The organism is Collinsella sp. An2 (genome assembly GCF_002160065.1).
Classification (GTDB): domain Bacteria; phylum Actinomycetota; class Coriobacteriia; order Coriobacteriales; family Coriobacteriaceae; genus Limicola.
This window is the reverse complement of sequence record NZ_NFJW01000001.1, coordinates 319,091-339,757: the sequence shown is the minus strand read 5'-3', so window position 1 is coordinate 339,757 and position 20,667 is coordinate 319,091. Positions and strand designations below refer to the sequence as shown.

19 protein-coding genes and 1 pseudogene are annotated in these 20,667 nt (G+C 61.3%); 10 read left to right on the top strand and 10 right to left on the bottom strand.

Features of this window, described 5'->3' with window-relative positions; genetic code table 11:
* Positions 1-11: 11 nt before the first annotated feature.
* The 3 genes from B5F33_RS01585 to B5F33_RS01575 form a co-directional block, all read right to left on the bottom strand.
* Positions 12-800 (bottom strand): PTS mannose/fructose/sorbose transporter subunit IIC, encoded by a 789-nt coding sequence (locus B5F33_RS01585; RefSeq protein ID WP_087410028.1) that lies wholly within the window; start codon positions 798-800, stop codon positions 12-14.
* A gap of 33 nt (positions 801-833) precedes the next feature.
* Positions 834-1,799, bottom strand: coding sequence for a PTS sugar transporter subunit IIB (locus tag B5F33_RS01580; RefSeq protein ID WP_087410027.1), 966 nt, complete (start codon positions 1,797-1,799; stop codon positions 834-836).
* Positions 1,800-1,946: 147 nt separating this feature from the next.
* A complete protein-coding gene (locus B5F33_RS01575; RefSeq protein WP_087410026.1) occupies positions 1,947-3,365 on the bottom strand; it encodes a 6-phospho-beta-glucosidase in 1,419 nt (472 codons plus the stop codon).
* A gap of 227 nt (positions 3,366-3,592) precedes the next feature.
* Here B5F33_RS01575 and B5F33_RS01570 point away from each other — a divergent pair, with 227 nt between their 5' ends.
* From B5F33_RS01570 to B5F33_RS01560, 3 genes are all read left to right on the top strand, one after another.
* The gene (locus tag B5F33_RS01570; RefSeq protein WP_087410025.1) at positions 3,593-4,480 is read left to right on the top strand and encodes a MurR/RpiR family transcriptional regulator; all 888 of its coding nucleotides are present in this window, start codon (positions 3,593-3,595) and stop codon (positions 4,478-4,480) included.
* 249 nt (positions 4,481-4,729) lie between these two features.
* Positions 4,730-5,170: an Rrf2 family transcriptional regulator gene (locus B5F33_RS01565; RefSeq protein WP_087410024.1), complete on the top strand. Its 441-nt coding sequence runs from the start codon at positions 4,730-4,732 to the stop codon at positions 5,168-5,170.
* A 235-nt stretch (positions 5,171-5,405) separates the two neighbouring features.
* Complete coding sequence (locus B5F33_RS01560) at positions 5,406-5,756, top strand: cupin domain-containing protein (protein WP_087410023.1); 351 nt, start codon at positions 5,406-5,408, stop codon at positions 5,754-5,756.
* A gap of 189 nt (positions 5,757-5,945) precedes the next feature.
* On the opposite strand, the gene B5F33_RS01555 is transcribed toward B5F33_RS01560, so the two are convergent.
* Positions 5,946-6,944: a carbon-nitrogen hydrolase family protein gene (locus tag B5F33_RS01555; protein WP_087410022.1), complete on the bottom strand. Its 999-nt coding sequence runs from the start codon at positions 6,942-6,944 to the stop codon at positions 5,946-5,948.
* 247 nt (positions 6,945-7,191) lie between these two features.
* On the opposite strand from B5F33_RS01555, the gene B5F33_RS01550 reads away from it, so the two are divergent.
* The 5 genes from B5F33_RS01550 (at position 7,192) to B5F33_RS01530 (ending at position 11,752) form a co-directional block, all read left to right on the top strand.
* Entirely contained in the window at positions 7,192-7,551 is a 360-nt protein-coding gene (locus B5F33_RS01550; protein WP_087410021.1) for a helix-turn-helix domain-containing protein, read from the top strand.
* Positions 7,552-7,805: 254 nt separating this feature from the next.
* Positions 7,806-8,483: a 4Fe-4S binding protein gene (locus tag B5F33_RS01545; RefSeq protein WP_087410020.1), complete on the top strand. Its 678-nt coding sequence runs from the start codon at positions 7,806-7,808 to the stop codon at positions 8,481-8,483.
* Positions 8,484-10,025, top strand: a complete 1,542-nt coding sequence (locus tag B5F33_RS01540; RefSeq protein ID WP_087410019.1) for a glycine betaine ABC transporter substrate-binding protein — start codon at positions 8,484-8,486, stop codon at positions 10,023-10,025.
* A 15-nt stretch (positions 10,026-10,040) separates the two neighbouring features.
* Complete coding sequence (locus B5F33_RS01535; protein WP_087410018.1) at positions 10,041-10,862, top strand: ABC transporter ATP-binding protein; 822 nt, start codon at positions 10,041-10,043, stop codon at positions 10,860-10,862.
* Positions 10,859-11,752: a nitroreductase family protein gene (locus tag B5F33_RS01530; protein ID WP_087410017.1), complete on the top strand. Its 894-nt coding sequence runs from the start codon at positions 10,859-10,861 to the stop codon at positions 11,750-11,752. Before B5F33_RS01535 ends, B5F33_RS01530 begins: the two co-directional genes overlap by 4 nt.
* A 168-nt stretch (positions 11,753-11,920) precedes the next feature.
* Here B5F33_RS01530 and B5F33_RS01525 read toward each other — a convergent pair whose 3' ends face one another.
* From B5F33_RS01525 to B5F33_RS01500, 6 genes and pseudogenes are all read right to left on the bottom strand, one after another.
* Positions 11,921-12,811, bottom strand: a complete 891-nt coding sequence (locus tag B5F33_RS01525) for an EamA family transporter (protein ID WP_087410016.1) — start codon at positions 12,809-12,811, stop codon at positions 11,921-11,923.
* Positions 12,812-12,938: 127 nt separating this feature from the next.
* Positions 12,939-14,762: pseudogene (ftsH, locus tag B5F33_RS01520) on the bottom strand (ATP-dependent zinc metalloprotease FtsH).
* A gap of 99 nt (positions 14,763-14,861) precedes the next feature.
* Positions 14,862-15,401 carry a TetR family transcriptional regulator gene (locus B5F33_RS01515; RefSeq protein ID WP_158095272.1) on the bottom strand — a complete coding sequence of 180 codons (540 nt, stop codon included), beginning with the start codon at positions 15,399-15,401 and terminating at the stop codon, positions 14,862-14,864.
* 312 nt (positions 15,402-15,713) lie between these two features.
* Positions 15,714-16,715 (bottom strand): aldo/keto reductase, encoded by a 1,002-nt coding sequence (locus B5F33_RS01510; protein WP_204214327.1) that lies wholly within the window; start codon positions 16,713-16,715, stop codon positions 15,714-15,716.
* Positions 16,716-16,923: 208 nt separating this feature from the next.
* Positions 16,924-17,751 carry an SDR family oxidoreductase gene (locus B5F33_RS01505; RefSeq protein WP_087410013.1) on the bottom strand — a complete coding sequence of 276 codons (828 nt, stop codon included), beginning with the start codon at positions 17,749-17,751 and terminating at the stop codon, positions 16,924-16,926.
* A 267-nt stretch (positions 17,752-18,018) separates the two neighbouring features.
* Positions 18,019-18,537: a flavodoxin gene (locus B5F33_RS01500; RefSeq protein WP_087410012.1), complete on the bottom strand. Its 519-nt coding sequence runs from the start codon at positions 18,535-18,537 to the stop codon at positions 18,019-18,021.
* A gap of 246 nt (positions 18,538-18,783) precedes the next feature.
* Between B5F33_RS01500 and B5F33_RS01495 the strand changes: the two genes are divergently transcribed.
* Positions 18,784-19,668: a LysR family transcriptional regulator gene (locus B5F33_RS01495; RefSeq protein ID WP_087410011.1), complete on the top strand. Its 885-nt coding sequence runs from the start codon at positions 18,784-18,786 to the stop codon at positions 19,666-19,668.
* Positions 19,669-19,864: 196 nt separating this feature from the next.
* The gene (locus tag B5F33_RS01490) at positions 19,865-20,593 is read left to right on the top strand and encodes a DNA alkylation repair protein (protein ID WP_087410010.1); all 729 of its coding nucleotides are present in this window, start codon (positions 19,865-19,867) and stop codon (positions 20,591-20,593) included.
* The last annotated feature ends 74 nt before the right edge of the window (positions 20,594-20,667 follow it).

Genomic DNA, 20,667 nt, shown 5'->3' with positions numbered 1-20,667 from the left:
TCCTCCCCTTCCTATTCGTAATCGTTGATAATCGCGTCGAGGTCGTCGCCCGCGGCTCCCGTCGCCTGCACACTCTGCTGATTGAACTCGGGTGCGAGCTGGATATAGATGAAGGCGATGCACAGACCGATAATGCCGAGCACGATGAGATTAAGCTGGGAAAGCGCCGCAAAAGCAAAGCCCAGGAAGAAGAACGGCCAAAGCTTGGGAGTTGCCATCATGTTGATGACCATGGCATAGCCCACAGCGACGATGAAGCCACCTGCGGTCGAAAGACCCGTCGTCACCCAGCTGGGAATAGCGTCGAGAGCTCCCTGCACGACGTCGACAGGAACAGCGATGATGAGCGCCGCAGGAATGACGACGCGCAGGCCCTGAAGCAGCAGCGCCGTAAGATGCGCCGCCTCGACGCCTCGGATGCTACCTTTGTCCGCTGCAGAGTCGGCAGCATGGATAAGACCAACGGTGATGGTGCGCACAATGATGGTGAGGCCCAGGCCAGCGACGGCAAGCGCCATAGCGGCCGAGATGCCCACGCCCATGTCGACGCCCTTCATGCAGACGAGGATGGCTGAGGCAACCGAGCACAGCGCGGCATCGGGTGCAACGGCGGGACCGATATTCATCCAACCGAGTGCCACGAGCTGCAGCGAGCCGCCCAACGCGATGCCCTCGGCCGGATGACCTGTCACCACGCCAATAAGCGTACAGGCCACAATGGGCTGGTGGAACTCAAAGGCGTCGAGAATACCCTCAAAGCCGGCGAGCAGCGCCACCAACAGGACCAGAATGATTTCCATGGATTACTCCCTTCTTATATGCAACATCTGCTTCTAAGACAGCAGGCCACTCTTCTCTACCAGCGGCCAAACAGGCTCTTCATGGTCGGCAGGGACTTTCTGCCAGCCAAGCCTGCATCCTCGGTCGTGCAGCTGCTTAAACGCCTCGGCGTCCTGCGCATCAATAGATACCGTGTCGTTGATGGCAATCTTTCCGGCAGAATGCGCCATAGAGCCCACGTTGATATGCTCGAGCGGCACGCCGCCCTCAATGACGCGAACAACATCCTGCGGCGTTTCGAAGAGCAGCAGCGCCGTCGTGCGCGCAAATCGGGAATCGTGTGCGATTTGGATGAGCTTAGAAACCGGGCACACATTTGCTTTGATTCCCGGAGGGGCAGCCTGCGTAATAAGGTTCTTGCGCAGCTCGTCGTGGGCAACGTTATCGGACACCACGATGATGCGGTCGGGGCGAATCTCCTTCGACCACGCCATAGCCACCTGGCCATGGAGCAGACGCGAGTCGATGCGCGTCCACTTGATCTGTAGACCGCCCTCCCCCGCCGGCGCCGGCGCAGCATGCGCAGCCGTCGAAGCTGCGGAAACACGCTTGGGCTGAGGCGCGAGGTCCTCAGGCAAAACACGAACGCCGCGCCTGCCCTCTACCATCAACTGTCCGGCCAGATCGCGGGCACTCTTCGCCGCGCCACGTGAGGCGCATGCCTCAATTGCCATCGGCAGATTCAAACCCGTTACAAGCGCCCACCCCGAATGGTCGGCAAGCGCTGCGGACGTTTGGTTGAAGGGCGTGCCACCCCACAAGTCAATAAGCACAAGCACATTTTCGGGTTCGGACAGGCCTGCAACAGCACTATCAAGCGCCGCCCGAAAATTCTCAGGTGCCATACTTGGCAGAAGCGAGACTGCCGTCACATCCGGCTGGTCACCGAACACCATCGAGACGGAGTCTTTCACCCCCTCCGCAAGACCACCATGGCTCGCAAAAACGATTCCTACCATGCCATCTCCTCCTCTTCCGAAATTCCGTCGCTCAATGACAGCTCTCTATCTGACGTATGCGGCATGAATACGCTGTACAGAGCTAGGAGCGCGGAACCTCCTACCCTTCCGTCGTGTTCGAATGGGTACAGCAGACCCGCAGAGCGGCTACTTCCCCTCTTCCATGAGCTTGAGCACTACCGGATCGGTCACGTGCTCGCCCGCCGCTTTGAGCTTTGCAATGGCGTCGGCAAACTGCGGCAGGTACTTCTCGTGCGCCAACAGCAGGTGGTTGAGTACAACGCGCGCCTCGGGATTCTTAGCCACGAGCGGATTGATGGTGAACGCTTCAAGCGCCGTCCCGTAGTCACCGGTAAGGGCGGCTTTGATCGTGAGCTCCTCCATGGCTTTCATCACGCGCAGCCAACCCTTTTCCGCCGACGGGAGCGGACCCCATGCAATGGGTTCAGGTCCGTGCGCGCCCACCAAACAAGAAACTTCGACAATCGAAGTGGGGTCGAGATCGGGCAGGGCACCGTTATTCTGAGTCGAAACCACCATGTGCTCGTGTTTGTCGTTGTAGATGGCGCAAATGCATTCGCACGCAGCATCGGAGTAATATGCGCCGCCGCGCTCGGCAAGCTGGGCGGGCTTGTGGTCGAGATTCGGATCGCGGTATAACTCGAAGAGTTCGTCCTCGACCTCTTTCACATGCTCAGCGCGGGTGTCGTTAATCTTGTAGTCATCCACACAATGGCCAAGCATCTCGTCTGCCATGTAGTAGTAACGGTGATAGCCGCAGGGCATGAGATGCATAGAGTGCAGCAGGTCGGAGGGGAACTCCGCGGCAAAGATGTTCGCGGGGAACGGGCCGTCTGGGTCGTTGACGTGCTCGATCATCTCGTCGGTCAGATCGTTGCCGTGATTGTCATAAACCTTGTGCCAGTGGAAATGGTTGATGCCTGCGAAACGGAACGTAAGGTCCCGTGGATCGCGGCCGATGAGCGCCGGCTCCTTCATCATTGAGATGACGGGGATGTTGCACAGGCCAACGGTTTTCTTCCACCCAAAATGCTTGATGGCAGCCTCGGTGACCATACCGGAAGGATTGGTGAAGTTGATAAGCCAAGCATCCGGGCAGAGCTCGCGCATGTCGGCGATAATCTGACCAATAACCGGAATGGTGCGGAACGCTTTGAACATGCCGCCGGCACCGTTGGTCTCCTGGCCGAGCATGCCGTGTGCAAGTGGAATACGCTCGTCCTTGATGCGAGCGTAGAGAAAGCCCACACGGAACTGCGTGGTCACGAAATCGGCGCCTGGCAAAGCCTCGCGGCGGTCGAGCGTCACATGGATGTCGACGTCGTGTCCCGCGGCCTTCCACTGGCGACGCGCCATCGCAGCAATGATGTCGACCTTTTCCTTTCCCTCTTCGACGTCCACGAGCCAGATCTCGCGAACGGGCAGCTCGTCATACCGCTTGATAAACCCTTCCATCAGCTCGGGCGTATAGCTCGAACCGCCTCCGATGGTAACGATCTTGATGCCCCGCTGGGTGTTCGAGGCATCTTGTGCTGTGGCGGCCATTCCTGCTCCTTTCATACGCTGACCTTGTCTAGCAAGCAGTATCGGAGCAGGCAGAAGCACCCTGGCGGCGCACGAGCAAGGTGGGAAATTCTTTTCAGGATTACCCGTGCCGAGCGTCTGAAAAGCTGACATGTTTTGAAAACGCGAAGGTCAGTCGTCGTTCATAGCCTCATAAAAACGAGCAGGCGCGCTAGACTGGACAATGATCTTGAGCGGAAAGGAGCGCTATGGACATCGTGCATCGCATTCAATCGTGCGACAACCTCACGCCAGCGGACCGCACGCTCATCAAAACCGTATTCAAGATGCAAGACCGCATCGATGGATGCACGATCGAAGACCTTGCGCGCAAGGCGCATATGTCGCCGGCCAGTATCAGTCGCTTCTGCAAGAAAATTGGACTCAAGGGGTTCAAGGAGTTTAAAACCGAGCTCACCCGCTATGGAGAACAGCGCCTAGAGACCGCGGCGGTCAATATCGACTACCCGTTTAGCAAGGGCGATTCGCCGCGAACCATCGCCTATGGCCTCAAAGCGCTCTACGAGCTGACTCTATCCGACGCCATCGCATGCATGGACTTTGCCCAGCTCTCTCGCGCAGCACGACTGGCCAATGGAGCGCAACAAATTGGTGTATTCACGCATTCTCACAACGCCCAGGTTGCTGAGTCGTTCCGCGACCGCCTACATCGTCTTGGCAAGACAGCCCTCGTGCCCCAATCTGACGAAGACCAGCGAATCACCGCGGCGGAGCTTACCTCGCACTGCGTAGCCATTGTTATCTCGTATTCCGGACGGGCCACGTTCCTGGCAAGCGTCATGCGTATATTGCACATCAGGCGCGTGCCCATCATCTTTATTGGCACCGAAGAGGCCATTAAGTTGCATCCCGACATTGATCTTGGCCTACAGATCAGCGATCGCGAGCATCCGCAGCTGCGCATCTCGCAGTTCGCTTCGCACATCGCGTTGCAGTTTGTGCTCGACGTGCTCTTTGGCTGCGTCTTTACCATGAACTATGACCAGAACATGCAGCACCTTGCCGAAACCGCGCCGCTTGTCGACGACCGTTCTTTTCCCCAATCCGCCCCCACTGTAGAAACAGGGTTATTCTGACCGAAAGCATCCCCTTTGCCATTGGGGACGGGTACAAATGACAGAAATAGCTGCTTCCGGTAGCAGCAGAGCGGCAACGGAGGCCTGGAGTGACAGGTCCTCAATGGAAGACGCCTTGAGCGAAAGCTGTCATTTGTACCCGTCCCCAATGGCACAATGGCAGATTCTCCCATGCGTTGCTGCTGTAGTATGAATACGTCGGTTTCCGCAGGATAGCGGCTATAGCGTTCAGTCGGCGAGGAGGGACGGATGCGCGTTTCGTCGAGATTCACCATGGCGGTGCACCTGCTGGCATGCGCCCACGTCTTTCGCAACCGCAAGGTGACCAGCGATTTCATAGCGAGCAGCATCGGCACCAATCCCGTCGTGGTGCGCCGGCTCCTTCAGAAGCTAAAGGCCGCGGGACTCATTGAGGTCACACGCGGGACGGGCGGCGTCACAATCACGCGTCCGCTCGCCGAGATCACCCTGCTCGACATCTACCGTGCCACCGAAGGCGATGACAGCACCGGCCTGTTCCACTTCCACGAGAACCCCAACGAGCTCTGCCCCGTAGGCCGCAACATCCACCGTGCGCTCGACGGCCGCCTGGAGCGCGCGCAGCAGGCGTTTGAGCATGAGCTCTCCCGGATGACGCTCGCCGAGGTGCTCGCCGATATCCCCCTTGATGGGACCGATGAGCAGCCGTAGCGCAGCCCTGTGTCCATAACGTCAAACCGTCTCATTTCGAGCCGAGGCTTCAAGCCGACTTCGATAGAAGTACTGTCTCAGCGCCGCCTCGTCACGCGCTGTCCCAGGGCGATGGAACTTCGACCATCACAAAATGTTGTTGTAACCGTTGACACTACACCTATAGGGACGTATAGTCTCTCTTGTAGACGTAACCGTTTTGGATACATCATCCACCGGCAAACAAGGAGCAGCCATGAGCAACTTCAAAACTACCCACATAGACGACAGCCCCCGCACTGAGCTTCATGACGCGCTGGGCCTGACCGGCGCTGAGATCAGCATCAACCACCTGCCCGCCGGCGGCAGCGTGCCGTTCGCCCACGCCCACAAGGATAACGAGGAAATCTATGGAATCCTCTCCGGTAAGGGCAAGGTCGTCATCGACGGCGAGACCGTCGAACTCACCGCGGGCGATTGGCTGCGCATCGACCCCGCGGGCATGCGTCAGTTCTTCGCGGCCGACGACGAGGGCATCAGCTACCTCTGCATCCAGGTGAAGACCGGCTCCCTTGGGAACTTCACCGCAGATGACGCGGTGATGTAAGGGCACCCCCCTATCGACATCGGCCTTCGACATGCCGAGTTGCCCCTATCCCCTGGCCATGGAATCGAGGCCAGGGGATAGGGGCTTTTTTCATCCAATGGCCCACAGCACAGGCTGTCATTCGCAAGCTGTCATTTGTACCCGTCCCCAATGGCACTATGAGCGCATCAATATCAGCGACTGGTCACGCTATGCGTCGAGTTCCTGGATTTCTTCGTAACTCATGGTTTTGGGTTCAGGCTTGCCGTTCAGATGAACCGCCTTGTGCTCGCTCATATCCACATATAGCTGCATAACGCCAGGTGTAGAGTAGTGGCCCGCTGTATCGATGAAATATTTCACCGGGATGATATCCGCAAGATCGATATCCGCATAGCACACGCCCTCTTCATCGTGGGCGAGCTCGGAGAGCACGCAGCCGTTGGGGCCAAGAATACGGGTAAATCCGTGACCAAAGCCCATCATGGCACGCTGCTCGGGCGTATCGCACAGGCGGTCCGCTTGCTCCTCAGTCCAGATTTGCGAAGCCTGAAGGACGAAACACCCGTTGGTAAGCGCATAATAATCGGCCGCGTTCTTGCACTGCTGAACGGCGAACGGATGTGTGGGGTCGGGCAGACCGATCGGCCACGACGAAACGTGAATCTGCTCGTTTTGAGCAGCCATGGTGGCGATGTTCAGTGGAATGTAATGCTCCCAGCACTGAAGACCGCCCAACCGGCCATACTCGGTGTCGAGAACGGGCATCATGCATCCATCGCCGTCACCCCAGATGGTCATTTCGGCGTTGGTGGCCTTCATTTTGCGGTGTTTTCCTACCAGATTGCCCTGCGGATCAAACCAAAGCTGCGTGAGGTAGAGCGAGGCATCTTCTTTCTCGGTAACCGAAACGCATGCATATGCCCCAGCCTCACGCGCAGCGTCGCTCAGCTTGCGAACAGCATGGCTAGGAATCTCAACGGAATTCCGATAGAGGTCAACGTAGTGCTTCATGCCATCGCCAGGATTTTTCATCCAAATCCACCAGGGATACCCAGGAACAATGGCCTCAGGAAAGCCAATGACCTTGGCACCGGCCTCACCGGCTTCGCGGATAAAGCCACACACCTTGTAGACCGTGGCATCGAGGTCGAGCATCACCGGCGCCATTTGAACAGCGGCGACCTTGAGCTTGGGGTACGCAGACATATATGCCTCCTCATGATGGACGAAACTGCGGTCCCAAGGTACGAAAAACGCATTTCGTCACCATGACGAGAGCATTGCCGGCACGATACTATCCTGTTACGGTCCCGCGACTTCCCGTTTGGCCCCTCAGTAAGCCTGTCTTTCTTGGTTGAGGGCTGTCATTTGTACCCGTCCCCAATGGCGGATAGCAACGTGGTAGTATCCATGGGAAACTGCTTTATCCCGCCGCCTCGCGAAAGGAGTCGCCATGGTCTCGTCGCCGCTGCCCGCATGCCCTGTTGAGACGACGCTTACGCTGATCCGCGACAAATGGACCACGCTTATCCTGCGCGAGCTCTTAAGCGGTACCAAGCGATTCGGCGAACTCAAACGATCGCTCAGCGGCATTTCACAGAAGGTGCTCACGGCGCGCCTAAGAGAGATGGAAGAAAACGGCCTCGTCACTCGTACTATCTATCCTGAGATTCCACCTCGCGTGGAATACACGCTCACCCCGCTGGGCCTCAGCCTGAAGCCTGTCCTGAGCGCCATGTGGGACTGGGGCTGCGGCTATCAGCATATGGTCGAGCCCGAACGCCCGGATATGCTCCCCAAGCCGTGGGAATAGCAAGTCCCTCCCTCATACGTTGTTCTGCTCATGAGACGAGCGGTCCCTGCCTTGCACCTCGAGCACGTCTAAGGTGTCCAAACAGGTTCTTGCCAAGCGCCCAGGCTGACCGCGCTGCCACGCTCGCCCCTCGCCGATAGTTACTGCGCGGTAACTAGGCCACTTCAAAGTGCGTACTTCCCCTCCCCTTTGCCCTCCTCAACAATAAGGTTGTAATAGTTATTGATACACCTTAGCGTATCGGAGGCAAGACTATGGAAGAAGCGCCGTCGGACGGTCCGCTCAATATCACTGCACAAGACTGCATCAACCTGCTACGCCACATCCGCGATGCATCGTTTGCCACCGTGGACGAGACCGGCGCACCGCAGATCCGCATCATCGACGTCATGCTCGCCGAGCCGGGCGCCGTTATCTTCTGCACAGCGCGCGGCAAGAACTTCTACCGCCAGCTCATCGAGGATGGCCGCGTGGCGGTCACCGGCCTCACGCGGGACTTCAAGATGGTCCGCTTCCAGGGCCGGGCGCGCCGACTGCCGGATGCAGAGCAACACGCCTGGATCGACAAGATCTTCGACAACAACCCGTCTATGAACAACGTCTACCCCGGCGACGCTCGTTACGTACTGGAAGCCTTTGCGCTGGGCAACGGGGAGATAGAGCTCTTTGACCTGGGCGTAAGCCCCATCGACCGCCACAGCTTCACGCTGGGCGACGCCGTGCCGGCACCCCGCGGCTTCCAGATCACAGACGCCTGCATCGGCTGCGGCACTTGCCAGCGCGTCTGCCCGCAGCGGTGCGTTGTAGAGGCGGAACCCGGCAGCACGGACGCAAGCAGCGCCCCCTACCGCATCGACCAGGACCACTGCCTGCACTGCGGCCTTTGCGCCGAGAACTGCCCCGTACACGCCATCGAACGGAGGGACGCATAAATGATCAACGACGTCATCCAGCTCCTCGCCACCCGTAGCGACTTCTTCGCGGGCCTCCTTGTCGAGCACCTGCAGATCTCGTTTGCCGCCATCGCCATAGCCATCGTAATCGGCGGCATCGCGGGCATCCTCATCAGCGAGTTCACGCGCGCCGCCAAGCCCACGCTCGCCGTGGTGAACCTCCTCTACACCATCCCGTCCATCAGCATGCTGGGCTTCCTCATCCCGTTCACGGGCGTGGGCGACGCCACGGCGATCATCGCCCTTACGGTCTACGCGCTTTTGCCCATGGTCCGCAACACCCACACGGGACTTACCACCATTGACCCGGCCATCCTGGAGGCGGCGCGCGGCATGGGCAGCACGCGCTGGCAGATCCTCGTGAAGGTCAAGCTGCCGCTGGCACGGCCGGTCATCATGAACGGTATCCGTAGCATGGTCACCATGACCATCGCGCTCGCGGGCATTGCGTCGTTCATCGGCGCGGGCGGTCTGGGCGTGGCCATCTACCGCGGCATCACCACCAACAACGCGGCCATGACCATCGCCGGCAGCCTCATCATCGCCGTGCTTGCGCTCGTGGTGGACCTGGTCCTGGGCGTGGTCGAGAAGCGCATGCAGCTGCGCAGCGCTCAGGCGCGCCGCCATAACCGCATCGCCGCGATGGTCGCGGTGGCGGCCTGCGTCGTGGCCGCCGTGGTGTCACTCATGCCCGCGCCTGTCTCCGCCGTCATCCACGTGGCCACCAAGCCCATGACCGAGCAGTACATCATGGGCGAGGCCCTGAAGCTGCTCATCGAACAGGATACCGACCTTGATGTCGAGCTCACGGAGGGCGTGGGCGGCGGCACGTCCAACATCCAGCCCGCCATGGAGTCCGGCGAGTTCGACCTCTATCCCGAGTACACCGGCACTGCCTGGAACGAGGTGCTGGGCGAGTCGGGCGTCTACAGCGAGGACCAGTTCGGCACGCTGGAGCAGCGCTACGCCGACGACTACGACATGAGCTGGGTCGGCATGTACGGCTTCAACAACACCTACGGCCTCGTGGTGCGCCGCGAGGTGGCCGAGCAATACGGCATTGAGACCTACTCCGACCTCGCCGCCGTGGCGTCGCAGCTCACCTTTGGCGCCGAGTACGACTTCTTCGAGCGCGAGGACGGCTACGACGCGCTGTGCGCAACGTACGGCCTGAGCTTCGGCAACACCATGGACCTGGACATCGGCCTCAAGTACCAGGCGCTCGCGCAGGGCCAGATCGACGTCATGGTGATCTTCACTACCGACGGCCAGCTCTCCGCCGCCGACGCCGTGGTGCTCGAGGACGACAAGGGCTTCTTCCCGTCCTACCTCTGCGGCAACGTGGTCCGCAACGAGGTGCTGGAGGAGCACCCGGAGCTGCGCGCCGTGCTGGAGAAACTCGACGGCACCATCACCGACGCAGACATGGCGCAGATGAACTACGAGGTGGAGACCGAGGGCGCCGAGCCCGCCGACGTGGCGCGGGACTACCTCGAGCGCGCCGGGCTTCTCGACAACTAGGAAAGGAGAACGGCCATGGACACTGCCGTCGAATTCAAAGACATCAGCAAAGCATACGGGAACCACGTGGTTCTCAACCATTTCAACTTGAAGATTGAGAAGGGCGCGTTCGTGACGATCGTCGGCGCGTCGGGCGGCGGCAAGACCACTGCGCTCAAGATGGTGAACGGCCTCATCGCGCCGGATGCCGGGCGGATTCTGGTAAACGGCCGGGACATTGCCGAAATGGACCTGGTCGAGCTGCGGCGGTCCATTGGCTACGCCATCCAGGGCAGCGTGCTCTTCCCGCACATGACGGTCGAGCAAAACATTGCCTACGTACCCAACCTGCTCAACCGCCGTGACCGCGCGCGGACCAAGGCGGCCGTGGACAAGTGGATGGGCATCGTGGGGCTGGATCCGGCGCTGCGCGGCCGCTATCCCGACGAGCTCTCCGGTGGCCAGGCGCAGCGCGTGGGCATCGCGCGGGCGCTCGCAGCCTCCCCGGACATCCTGCTTATGGACGAGCCGTTCGGCGCGGTGGACGAGCTCACGCGCGCCCAGCTGCAGGAGGAAATCAAGCGCATCCACGAAGAGACAGGGATCACGGTGCTCTTTGTCACGCACGACGTCTCGGAGGCGCTCAGGCTTGGCACGCGCGTGTTAGTGCTGGACGGCGGGACCATCCAGCAGTACGCGGAGCCGGCCGAGCTCCTCGCCCACCCCGCAACCGACTTTGTGCGCAAGCTCGTGGCGCGCGAGCGCCGTGCGTGCCGTCTGCCCGACGACCAACTCGCGGGCTGCGAGTTCAGCGGCGTCGCGGCGCGACGGACGCAGGAGACGGGGGACGTGCGATGAACGCCGCGCGCTTCATCGTCAGCGATGCGTGCGTCGGATGCGGACGTTGCGTCAACGTCTGCCCCGGCGGAGTGCTCGAGATGGGTGACGACCGTCGCCCGCGCATGCGCGGTTTTGAGGAGTTTGGCTGGAACGGCTGCTGGAAGTGCGATCACTGCCTGGCCGTCTGCCCAATGGGCGCGGTGAGCGTATTGGACAAGCAGCCGGAAGACAGCTTGCCCGTGGCGCATTCCAGCGAAGCTGCGCCCGTCATGGACGCCCTCGTAGCGGGCCGGCGCTCCTGTCGCCGCTACCGGCGCCGCAACGTGCCGCGCGACGTAGTGGACCAGATGATTGACCTTCTCGCCAACGCGCCCAACGGCGGCAACAAGCAACAGGTCGAGTTCACGCTGGTCGATGACATGGACCGGATGGACCGACTGCGTGCCGTCGTGCGGAACAGGATGGGTCAGCTTGCCGAGCAGGGCATCTACCCGGAGGGCTTTGGTCGGGAAGCCTACGAGGACATGCGCGGCTGGGAGCAGACGGTCCGCCCCGATATGTTCTTCTGCGGCGCGCCTCACGTGTTCATTCCGCACGCGCCGCTCGGCAACGGCGAGCCGGTGCAGGACGTCATCATCGCGGGCACGTACTTTGAGCTACTGTGCGCCTCCCGCGGTCTTGGCGCCGTGATGATGACCTTCCCGCTTGCCGTGCTCGACCTCATGCCCGACGTCCGCGCGCTGCTGAGGATCCCAGAGAGCCACTACGTCGGCATGATTATCGGCTTCGGGTACCCGGAAATCCCCTACGTACGCGGAACGCAACGCTGTATGGACCCGCATCGCCTGCACCGCCTGGACTTGCCATTGGGGACGGGTACAAATGGCAGAAATGACCGCTTCCAGTAGCAGCGGAACAGCGCCGACGGCTTGGGGCAGCGCGTCTTCCGGCTGAGGGAGGGCTCCGACTTGAGTGAAAGCTGTCATTCGCACCCGTCCCCAATGACAGAAATCTGCCATTTGTACCCGTCCCCAATGGCACCATTTGTACCCGTCCCCAATGGCAGGGGGTGCGGCTTACGCGAGGGCGACGAGGAGGGTACCGGCAACCACGAGCACAAGGCCGAGCGCCGCGCGCGGTGTAAGGCGCTCGCCAAACACGATGCGCGAGAAGGCGATGGTCACGAGAATGCTCAGCTTATCGACCGGCACCACCACGCTCGCCGGCCCCTCCTGCAGCGCGCGGTAATAGCACAGCCACGCCGCACCCGTCGCAACGCCCGAAAGACATATGAATGTCAGCTCACGACGGGGCACCGCGCGCACCTGAGAGGTCTTGCCGGTTATCGCCACCATGAGCCACGCCATGACGAGCACCACCACCGTGCGGATGGCCGTACCCAGATTGGACTCCACACCCTGCATGCCCACTTTGCCGAGAATCGCGGTCAGCGCGGCAAAGACGGCCGAGAGCAGCGCGTACATGAGCCAGCCGGGACGCTCGCCCGTCCCGGCAGTCCCTTCCCCTAGAGCCTGCCCACGCCCTTCGCCGCTCGGTTGGATCATGGCGACGGTGCCCACGCCGATGAGTACCGTCGCCGCAAGCTGTGCGGGACCGAACGGCTCCCCGAGCAGCACCGCCGCGAGCACCATGGTCATGACCGTGCTCGACTTGTCGATGGGCGTGACGTGATTGACGCTCCCCAGCTGCAGGGCGCGGAAATAGCAAAGCCACGATGCTCCCGTGGCCAAGCCGGAGAGCACGAGGAACAGCCACGTCTTTGGATCCAGGTGCGTCATTTGCCCGGCGGAGCCCACCACCAGGACCATGAGCCACGAGCATGCCAGCACCACGATGGTCCGGATGGCCGTGGCGACCGTCGAATCCGTCTGGCGAATGCCACACTTGGCCAAGATTGCCGTCAACCCCGAAAACAGCGCGGACCCCGCCGCGAATGCGAGCCACATGGCATCATCACTTCCCTGCTTACACCATAGTCCTACGGGGAGAACGCGACACGGGAATGGCCGAGTAAGTTAAATCTGTCATTTGTACCCGTCCCCAATGGCAAATTGGGGACCGCCGAACGTGCCGTCATGCGTTCAGGATCTGCATGAACTCCTCGCCGGTAACGGTCTCTTTCTCGTAGAGATGCTGCGCGAGCTCGTCGAGCTTGTCGCGATGGTCCTCGAGGATCTTGCGCGCCCTCTCGTGCTCGCGGCGCACGAGCTCCACCACGCGCTGGTCCACCTTCGCTTGGGTCTCCGCCGAGCACGCGAGCGATGCGTCGCCGCCCAGGTAGCGGTTGGTGACGGTCTCGAGCGCCACCATGTCGAACTAGTCGGTCATGCCGTACTGGCAGATCATGGCGCGCGCCAGCTTGGTGGCCTGCTCGATGTCGTTGGAAGCGCCCGTCGTCACCATCCCGAAGACCACCTCCTCGGCCGCACGGCCGCCGGTGAGCGTGGCAATCTTGTTCTCCAGCTCCTCGCGCGAAAGCAGGTTCTTCTGCCCCGTGTCCACCTGCATGGTGTAGCCCAGCGCGCCCGAGGTGCGCGGCACGATGGTGATCTTGGTGACCGGCGCCGAGTGGGTCTGCTCGGCTGCCACGAGCGCGTGCCCTATCTCGTGGTAGGCCACGATGCGCTTCTCCTCGTCGGAGAGGATGGCGTTCTTCTTCTGGTAGCCGGCGATGACCGTCTCGATACTCTCCTCGAAGTCGTCCTGCCGCGCGCCCGGCCGTCCGTCGCGCACCGCGCGCAGCGCCGCCTCGTTCACGATGTTCGCGAGCTCCGCGCCCGAAGCGCCGCTCGCCATGCGAGCGATCTTGTTGAAGTCGATCGGGCCCTCGGTCTTGACCTTCTTCGCGTGGACCTTGAGGATGGCCTCGCGCCCCGCGAGATCGGGCAACTCCACGGGCACGCGCCTGTCGAAGCGTCCCGGACGGGTGAGCGCCGGGTCAAGCGAGTCGGGGCGGTTGGTGGCGGCCAGGATGATGACGCCGCTGTTCTCCTCGAAGCCGTCCATCTCGGTCAGGAGCTGGTTCAAGGTCTGCTCGCGTTCGTCGTTTCCGCTCACGCCCGCGGCGCCGCCGCGCTTCTCGCCCACTGCGTCGATCTCGTCGATGAAGACGATGCACGGCGCCTTCTCCTTGGCCTGCTTGAACAGGTCGCGCACCTTGGCGGCGCCAGCGCCCACGAACATCTCCACGAACTCCGAGCCCGAGATGGAGAAGAACGGCACGCCCGACTCGCCGGCGACGGCCTTGGCGAGCATGGTCTTGCCCGTCCCGGGAGGTCCCACCAGCAGGATGCCCTTGGGCATGGCCGCACCCACAGCCTTGTACTTGTCGGGATTGTGCAGGTAGTCCACGACCTCGGCCAGATTCTCCTTTGCCTCGTCCTCGCCCGCCACGTCGTCGAAGCGGATGCCCTCGGTGGACTGCACGTAAATCTTCGCATTGCTCTTGCCCAGGTTGAAGCCCATGGCGCCGGGCCCGCCGCCCGCGCGCTCCATGAGCTTTCGGCTCATGTAGTTACCGATCGCAATGAACACCACGATGGGCAGGATCCACGCTAGGATGCTCAACCACAGGGGCGTCTGCTGCACCACCTCGCCCGAGAAGTCGGCGCCCGCGTCGTAGAGGCGCTCGGTGAGGTCGGGGTCGCTCACCATGGCGGTCGAGTAGACGTTCTTATCGTCCTTGTCGGTGAAGCGGATCTCGTTCTGCTGCTCGTCAATCTCGACCTTGCCGATGTCGTGGTCCTCGGTCATGCGCATGAAGGTACCGTAATCGGTCTCCTGCACGGGCGTAGTCGTAATGCTCGGCATGACAAGCAGGTTGAACGCCAACAACAGGGCGAGTGCGATGAGATAGTAGTAGATGAGGGGCCGTTTGGGCTGCTTGACTTCGTTCATGGGGTCGCCTTTCGTAGTCCGGTCGAGGCGCGCGAGACGCGTCCGAACGTAGTCTTGCCGGACGCGAGCGGGTGTAATCCAGACAGATTGGGCGATGTGTCAGATGCAGCGACCGCCTGGTGCCCCGTACACGATGTCAACGATCTGGTGGGCGAGCGCGGCGCGGTCGAGGTCCGGCTGCAGGCAGCGCTCGAACAGCAGCCCCGTGATACCGTAGGCGTACAGGCTCAGCGCCGTATCGAGCGCGGGGCCCACGAGGTCCGGTCGGGGGTTCTCCACCCGGACGAGCTGCTCAAAGCAGGTGCGCAAACACCGCGCGGTGATGTGCTCGACATCGGCACGACGGGGCGACAGCACGAGGTGGTTGAGCAGCACGCGGTTCTCTGCCACCCGGTCCACGAACAGTTCCACCGTCGCGAGCGGGTCGCAGTTTCGCTCGCCCTGGGCGACGACGTCGCTGAAGGTCTGCTCGATGCACCACCCCGTGAGTTCATCCAGGTCGTGGAAGTAGTAGTAGAACGTCTGGCGCGCCATGCCGCACCGGCTGATGACGTCGGTGACGCTCAGCTTGTCGATCCCCCGCTCGCCGACCAGCTCGACGAACGCCCGCGCGATGGCCTCCTTCGTGCTCTTGGACATGGCACCTCCCCCGCCGGCGCGCCGGCGCCGCGCTGTCGCAGATAGCGTGTTGGATAGTAGCATTCCAACTATATGTTTCGCTCTGCCATTGGCCATTGGGGACGGGTACAAATGGCAGATTGCCGTTGGTTAGCCATTGGGGACGGGTACATATGGCAGAAATGGCTACTTGCGCTGGCAACAGAGCGGTACCGGCGGCTCGGAACGGCGCATCCCTCAATGTAGGAAAGCGCTCGCTTTGAATGTGACCTGCCATTTGTACCCGTCCCCAATGGCAGGGTGCTTGTACCCGTCCCCAATGGCAGGGCGCTTCTACTTCGCGCCGTGGCCGCCGAAGACAGCGAGGTCCATGCTGTCGAGCGCGGCGTCGATGCGCGCCACCTCGTTGGTAGTGAGCTCCACGCGCGCCGCGCCGAAGTTCTCGCGCAGACGCTCTGGCTTGCGGCTGCCCGGAATCGGGATGATCCACGGCTTCTTGCAGAGCATCCACGCCAGCGAAATCTGCGCCATCGTCGCGCCCTTCTCGCGCGCCAGGCCACCGATAAGGTCGAGTACCGCGCGGTCCTTCTCGTAGCCCTGCTCGGTGTACTGCGGCATGCCGTCGCGAAAGTCCTGCACACCCTCGAACTGCGTGGTCGGCGAGTACGCGCCGGTGAGGAAGCCGTTCGCCATGGGACTGAACGCCACAAGCGCCACGTTGAGTTCCTCGAGCACCGGGAAGAGCGGCTCATGCCAGCGCGCCAACATGGAGTAGCGATTCTGCACGGCCGCCACCGGGCAGACGGCATGTGCGCGGCGCAGATAATCCTCCGTGGCCTCGGAGATACCCCAGGCGCGAATCTTGCCCTCGCGGATGAGGTCGGCCATGACGCCGGCGACCTCCTCCGGCTCCACGTTGGGGTCGATGCGGTGCTGGTAGTAGAGGTCGATGTAGTCGATGCCCAGGCGGCGCAGACTGCCCTCCACGGAGGCGCGGATGGTCTCGGGGCGGCTGTCCATACGCAGCGTCTTGTCCGGGTTGTGCTGCACGCCGAACTTGGTGGCAATCACCACCTGATCACGCACGGGGCGCAGGGCCTCGCCCACCGCGACCTCGTTGTAGAGCTCGTTGCCCTCGGCATCCTCGCCCGCGTAGCATTCAGCTGTGTCGAAGAAGGTATAGCCCGCCTCGAACGCCTCGCGAATCACACGCGCCGCCTCATGCGTGGGCATCGCATCACCGCTTGCATGGGTGAGCCCCATACAGCCGAGCCCTACGGGCGATACCTCGATTCCGCTGTTGCCGAGCACGCGGCGCGCTGCTGAAATTGTCATGAAAAACCTCCCGGTTGTGATGCTCGTTGTCTTGTTACAAACCCCTCTTTGGCGCATTCTCCCGCCGTGTAAGAGCATATTCGCCGATGTTCCTCGCATATCGCTATGCAAACCATGCATAGCGCAAGCCTGTTGGACGCAGCGCCGGCATATCGTTTTGAACGAAAGCAGTCATTTGTGCCCGTCCCCAATGGCTACAAATGCAGAGCTACGGCCTAAGCGGGCCATAGAAGTAGCTCGCCGTGGCGCCGCCATCCACCAGGAAGTCCGCCCCGGTGATGAACGCACCCTTGTTGCTCATGAGCAGCTCGGCCACGTTGGCCACCTCATCGGCCGTGCCGGGGCGACCCGCCGGGCACTGAGCGAACATGTTTTTGTAGAAGTCGCCGCGCGGACCGTTGAACTCGTCGATGGCAAGCGGCGTCACGATGATGCCGGGGCTGATTGAGTTCACGCGAGCACCCTTCTGGCCCCAGCGCACAGACTCCATCATCACGCGCTTCTCGTTGCAGCGCTTGGCAAGCTGGTACGCGTGAAGTGTGTCGCGGATGTTCTCAGGCTGGAGCAACGGAAGGCTGAGAAGCTCCTCGGTGGGCGTGCAGGCGAGCTGCTCGTCCTCCTCGAGCGAAAGGGCGGGCATGCGGTGGCCGGACTGGCTTGAGATGGTCACGCCCACGCCACCCGGCTCGATGACGCGGCCGACCTCTTCCAGCAACACGGCCGTGCCGTAGAGATCAACGTTGAGAATGGCCTCGACGGGTGCCTGGCTGGGACTCACGCCCGCACCGTTCACGAGCATGGTAATGGGACCGAATTCCTGAGCCTTGGCAATCAGCTCTTTGATAGAGGCGCGGCTGGAAAGATCCATCTCGACCGGTGTCACGTCGAAACCGGCGTTGTTCATGGTGGTAGCGATGGTCTCGGCATTGGCCGGATTCTTGTCGCCCATGACGATCTTCATGCCGGCGCCCATGCGTCGCGCGATGGCCATGCTGATTTGGCCCGCACCTGTGACGATCATGACGTTCTTACTCATGGTGTATTTCCTTTCAGGTGTTCCAATTGCTAGGGGGTTAGTGCCGAGCGCCTTCAGTCAATTTGGGGTTGGTCGTCCGAAGCGTCGAAGCATGTGGGAGAGAACGAAGCGGGCTTGGAGGTTTGGCGGAGACGACTTTTCAAGTAGCCATTTGTACCCGTCCCCAATGGCGCGACGACGCATCCCCATTGGCATAATCTGTCATTTGTACCCGTCCCCAATGGCACGTCAAATCATTTGTACCCGTCCCCAATGGCAAGCGATGGGTTAGAAGCCGTTGTGCGCGAGCCATGCCTGCACCTGCGAGCGGGCGTGCGCGGCATCGGCACCGTGGATGGCAAGCCCGGCCACGACCTCCGCACCTGGGCAGGTGCGGGCGATGTCACGCTCGGTTCCGGAAAGGCCGCTGCCCTCATGTGTACAGAACGGCATGATTACCTTGTTCGTGAAATCGAACGACTCCAGGAAGGTATAGACCGCCATGGGCATGGTGCCCCACCAGTTGGGATAGCCGAGAATGACCGTGTCGTAATCGTCGATATTCTTGGGCAGGGCGCGAAGCTTAGGACGCGCCTTCAAGCGCTTCTCGTCTGCCGCCTCCTCCGTGCACTCCGTGTAATCGACGGCATACTCGTGTACTGTCTCGATGCGAAACAGATCGCCGCCGGTCTCCTCGGCAATCATGCGAGCAACGACTTCGGTGTTGCCCACGGCGAGTGCTCTCACCTGGCCGTTTACATAGTTCTGTCCAGCGCGCGAAAAATACGCAATCAGGGGTCTTGTCATTTGAATCTAACCTCTCCCACATCCGGTTGCCTGACACCGCTTACTATATGGATGGTTTTGCTTATCTTTTATTCAATTTGCCACGCTTGTTTATTAGAATTTCTAATATGTCTTGGAACGAGGAGGGCCTGTCGAGTTGCCTAAGTCGAGATAGGGCTGTTTTACGTCATTCAGGAGCAGGCGGACTTCGCAACAACGAATGGCCGAAAACGACCCATCCTCATCAAAGCCAGCAAAGGGGGTTGCATGCTTCTTCGCCAGCTTGAATACTTCCGCGCCGTGGCCGAATGCAACGGCTTCACGGCGGCCTCGCAGCGCTGCCACGTCTCACAGTCTGCCATCTCGCAGCAGATCAAGTCCCTCGAGCGCGAGCTGGGCTGCGAGTTGCTGCTTCGTTCTGGGCGTCATATCGAGCTTACTCCGGCCGGTGAACTCGCGCTTTCCGCCGCTCGAGAGGCAATCGACCGCATCGACCGCATGCGCTTCGAAATCGAGCATCTTGCCGATGGCGATGAGCGCGAACTTCGCGTGGGCTACCTGAGCCGATATGAAGGATGGGAGGTTCCCAGCGCGGTTGCGGCGTTCACCTTGCGCCACCCCGAGATCACCGTTACCGCCATGCCTGGCAGCCATGAAGAGCTGTATCAGCGCATGATTGACGACGATGTCGACCTGGCGTTCAGCGACCGGCGGCGAGAGCTTTCGGACGAGTTTGAAAACATACACCTCACCACCCGCTATACCGTCATTGAAGTCTCCGAAGCCAATGCACTTTCGGCACACGACCAGGTGAGCGTCTCCGAGCTGGCCGACTCGTCGTGCATTCTTGTGGCAACGGGCGAGACGCGCGCTGCCGAACGCGCTTACTATCGCGACACGCTCAACTTCCCCTGCCCCTTTGTCTTTGCAAACTCGCTTGAAGAAGCCCACCTCATGGTCGCGGGCAACCGTGGGTTCCTACCGCTAGAGGTGCGCGACCCCAACGTCTCCACCGGAAAGGTGATACGACATGTACCGCTTATCGCCGCCGAAGGCCAGCTCGTGCGCGAGTACTTCGCCTTCTGGCCCAAGCGACGCACCAACTGGCTTGTTCGAGAGTTCGCCCGCATACTGGGCGAACTCCTCGCCTGACTTGCCGCTGGGCTCTGTCACCGGAAACGTGCCATTGGGGACGGGTACAAATGGCAGCGATGGCCGCTTTCGATAGCGGTGGAGCGGTGTCGGCGGCCTAAAGCGGCGCGTCCACCAGCTGTCTGCCATTTGTACCCGTCCCCAATGGTGAAAGCTGCCATTTGTACCCGTCCCCAATGGCGAATGGGAGGTTCGCATGAATGATGACATCGCGAGAGAGCTCGCCGCACTGGCCGACCCTGCCTACCAGGCGTTTCAGGCCAAACTGGTTCCCACGGTCGACCCGACGCGCATCCTGGGCGTCCGCACGCCAGATCTCAGACGCTATGCGCGCTCGCTTGCCCGCACGCGCCCCGAAGAGGCGCGGTCTTTTCTCGCGTCTCCAGCACATGACCTCTACGAGGAAATGAGTCTCCACGGCGAGCTCATCGGCCTCATGTCCAAAACGCCCGAAGAAGCCTTTGAGCTGCTGGACGCCTTCCTCCCCCACGTGGACAACTGGGCTACCTGCGACCTCATTCGTGTGCCGGCCTTTAAGAAGAACCTGCCCGCCGTACTCGCCAAGATCCGCAGCTGGATTTCCGCAACGGGTCCTTGCACCGAGTACGTCGTGCGCTTTGGCGTGGTCCAGCTCATGGAGCTCTTTTTGGACGATGCCTTCGAACCGTCCCAGCTCGACCTCGTTGCGGCCATCAAGCGCGATGAGTACTACATCAACATGGCGCGCGCCTGGTACTTCTCGTTTGCGCTCATCAAGCAGCCCGGTGCCACGCTGCCGCTCTTTCAAGAGCGCCCGCCCCGATTGGACACATGGACCCACAACAAGGCGCTCCAGAAGGCACGCGAAAGCAGACGGATCACGGCGGAGCAAAAGGCGATGCTGCAAGAACTCAAGGTGGCCAGCGGCAAACGCGCCAAGAGATGACCGAAACAGTCTCCCAACTAAAAAGAACCCCGTCCCAACATGAGCGACCAGGGGTATAACCGCAGTAAGCGTCA

What these genes read in the sequence shown, in the direction of transcription:
- B5F33_RS01585 (WP_087410028.1), bottom strand. Translation starts at nt 800, where the DNA reads ATGGAAATCATTCTGGTCCTGTTGGTGGCGCTGCTCGCCGGCTTTGAG.
- B5F33_RS01580 (WP_087410027.1), bottom strand. Translation starts at nt 1,799, where the DNA reads ATGGTAGGAATCGTTTTTGCGAGCCATGGTGGTCTTGCGGAGGGGGTG.
- B5F33_RS01575 (WP_087410026.1), bottom strand. Translation starts at nt 3,365, where the DNA reads ATGGCCGCCACAGCACAAGATGCCTCGAACACCCAGCGGGGCATCAAG.
- B5F33_RS01570 (WP_087410025.1), top strand. Translation starts at nt 3,593, where the DNA reads ATGGACATCGTGCATCGCATTCAATCGTGCGACAACCTCACGCCAGCG.
- B5F33_RS01565 (WP_087410024.1), top strand. Translation starts at nt 4,730, where the DNA reads ATGCGCGTTTCGTCGAGATTCACCATGGCGGTGCACCTGCTGGCATGC.
- B5F33_RS01560 (WP_087410023.1), top strand. Translation starts at nt 5,406, where the DNA reads ATGAGCAACTTCAAAACTACCCACATAGACGACAGCCCCCGCACTGAG.
- B5F33_RS01555 (WP_087410022.1), bottom strand. Translation starts at nt 6,944, where the DNA reads ATGTCTGCGTACCCCAAGCTCAAGGTCGCCGCTGTTCAAATGGCGCCG.
- B5F33_RS01550 (WP_087410021.1), top strand. Translation starts at nt 7,192, where the DNA reads ATGGTCTCGTCGCCGCTGCCCGCATGCCCTGTTGAGACGACGCTTACG.
- B5F33_RS01545 (WP_087410020.1), top strand. Translation starts at nt 7,806, where the DNA reads ATGGAAGAAGCGCCGTCGGACGGTCCGCTCAATATCACTGCACAAGAC.
- B5F33_RS01540 (WP_087410019.1), top strand. Translation starts at nt 8,484, where the DNA reads ATGATCAACGACGTCATCCAGCTCCTCGCCACCCGTAGCGACTTCTTC.
- B5F33_RS01535 (WP_087410018.1), top strand. Translation starts at nt 10,041, where the DNA reads ATGGACACTGCCGTCGAATTCAAAGACATCAGCAAAGCATACGGGAAC.
- B5F33_RS01530 (WP_087410017.1), top strand. Translation starts at nt 10,859, where the DNA reads ATGAACGCCGCGCGCTTCATCGTCAGCGATGCGTGCGTCGGATGCGGA.
- B5F33_RS01525 (WP_087410016.1), bottom strand. Translation starts at nt 12,811, where the DNA reads ATGTGGCTCGCATTCGCGGCGGGGTCCGCGCTGTTTTCGGGGTTGACG.
- B5F33_RS01515 (WP_158095272.1), bottom strand. Translation starts at nt 15,401, where the DNA reads ATGTCCAAGAGCACGAAGGAGGCCATCGCGCGGGCGTTCGTCGAGCTG.
- B5F33_RS01510 (WP_204214327.1), bottom strand. Translation starts at nt 16,715, where the DNA reads ATGACAATTTCAGCAGCGCGCCGCGTGCTCGGCAACAGCGGAATCGAG.
- B5F33_RS01505 (WP_087410013.1), bottom strand. Translation starts at nt 17,751, where the DNA reads ATGAGTAAGAACGTCATGATCGTCACAGGTGCGGGCCAAATCAGCATG.
- B5F33_RS01500 (WP_087410012.1), bottom strand. Translation starts at nt 18,537, where the DNA reads ATGACAAGACCCCTGATTGCGTATTTTTCGCGCGCTGGACAGAACTAT.
- B5F33_RS01495 (WP_087410011.1), top strand. Translation starts at nt 18,784, where the DNA reads ATGCTTCTTCGCCAGCTTGAATACTTCCGCGCCGTGGCCGAATGCAAC.
- B5F33_RS01490 (WP_087410010.1), top strand. Translation starts at nt 19,865, where the DNA reads ATGAATGATGACATCGCGAGAGAGCTCGCCGCACTGGCCGACCCTGCC.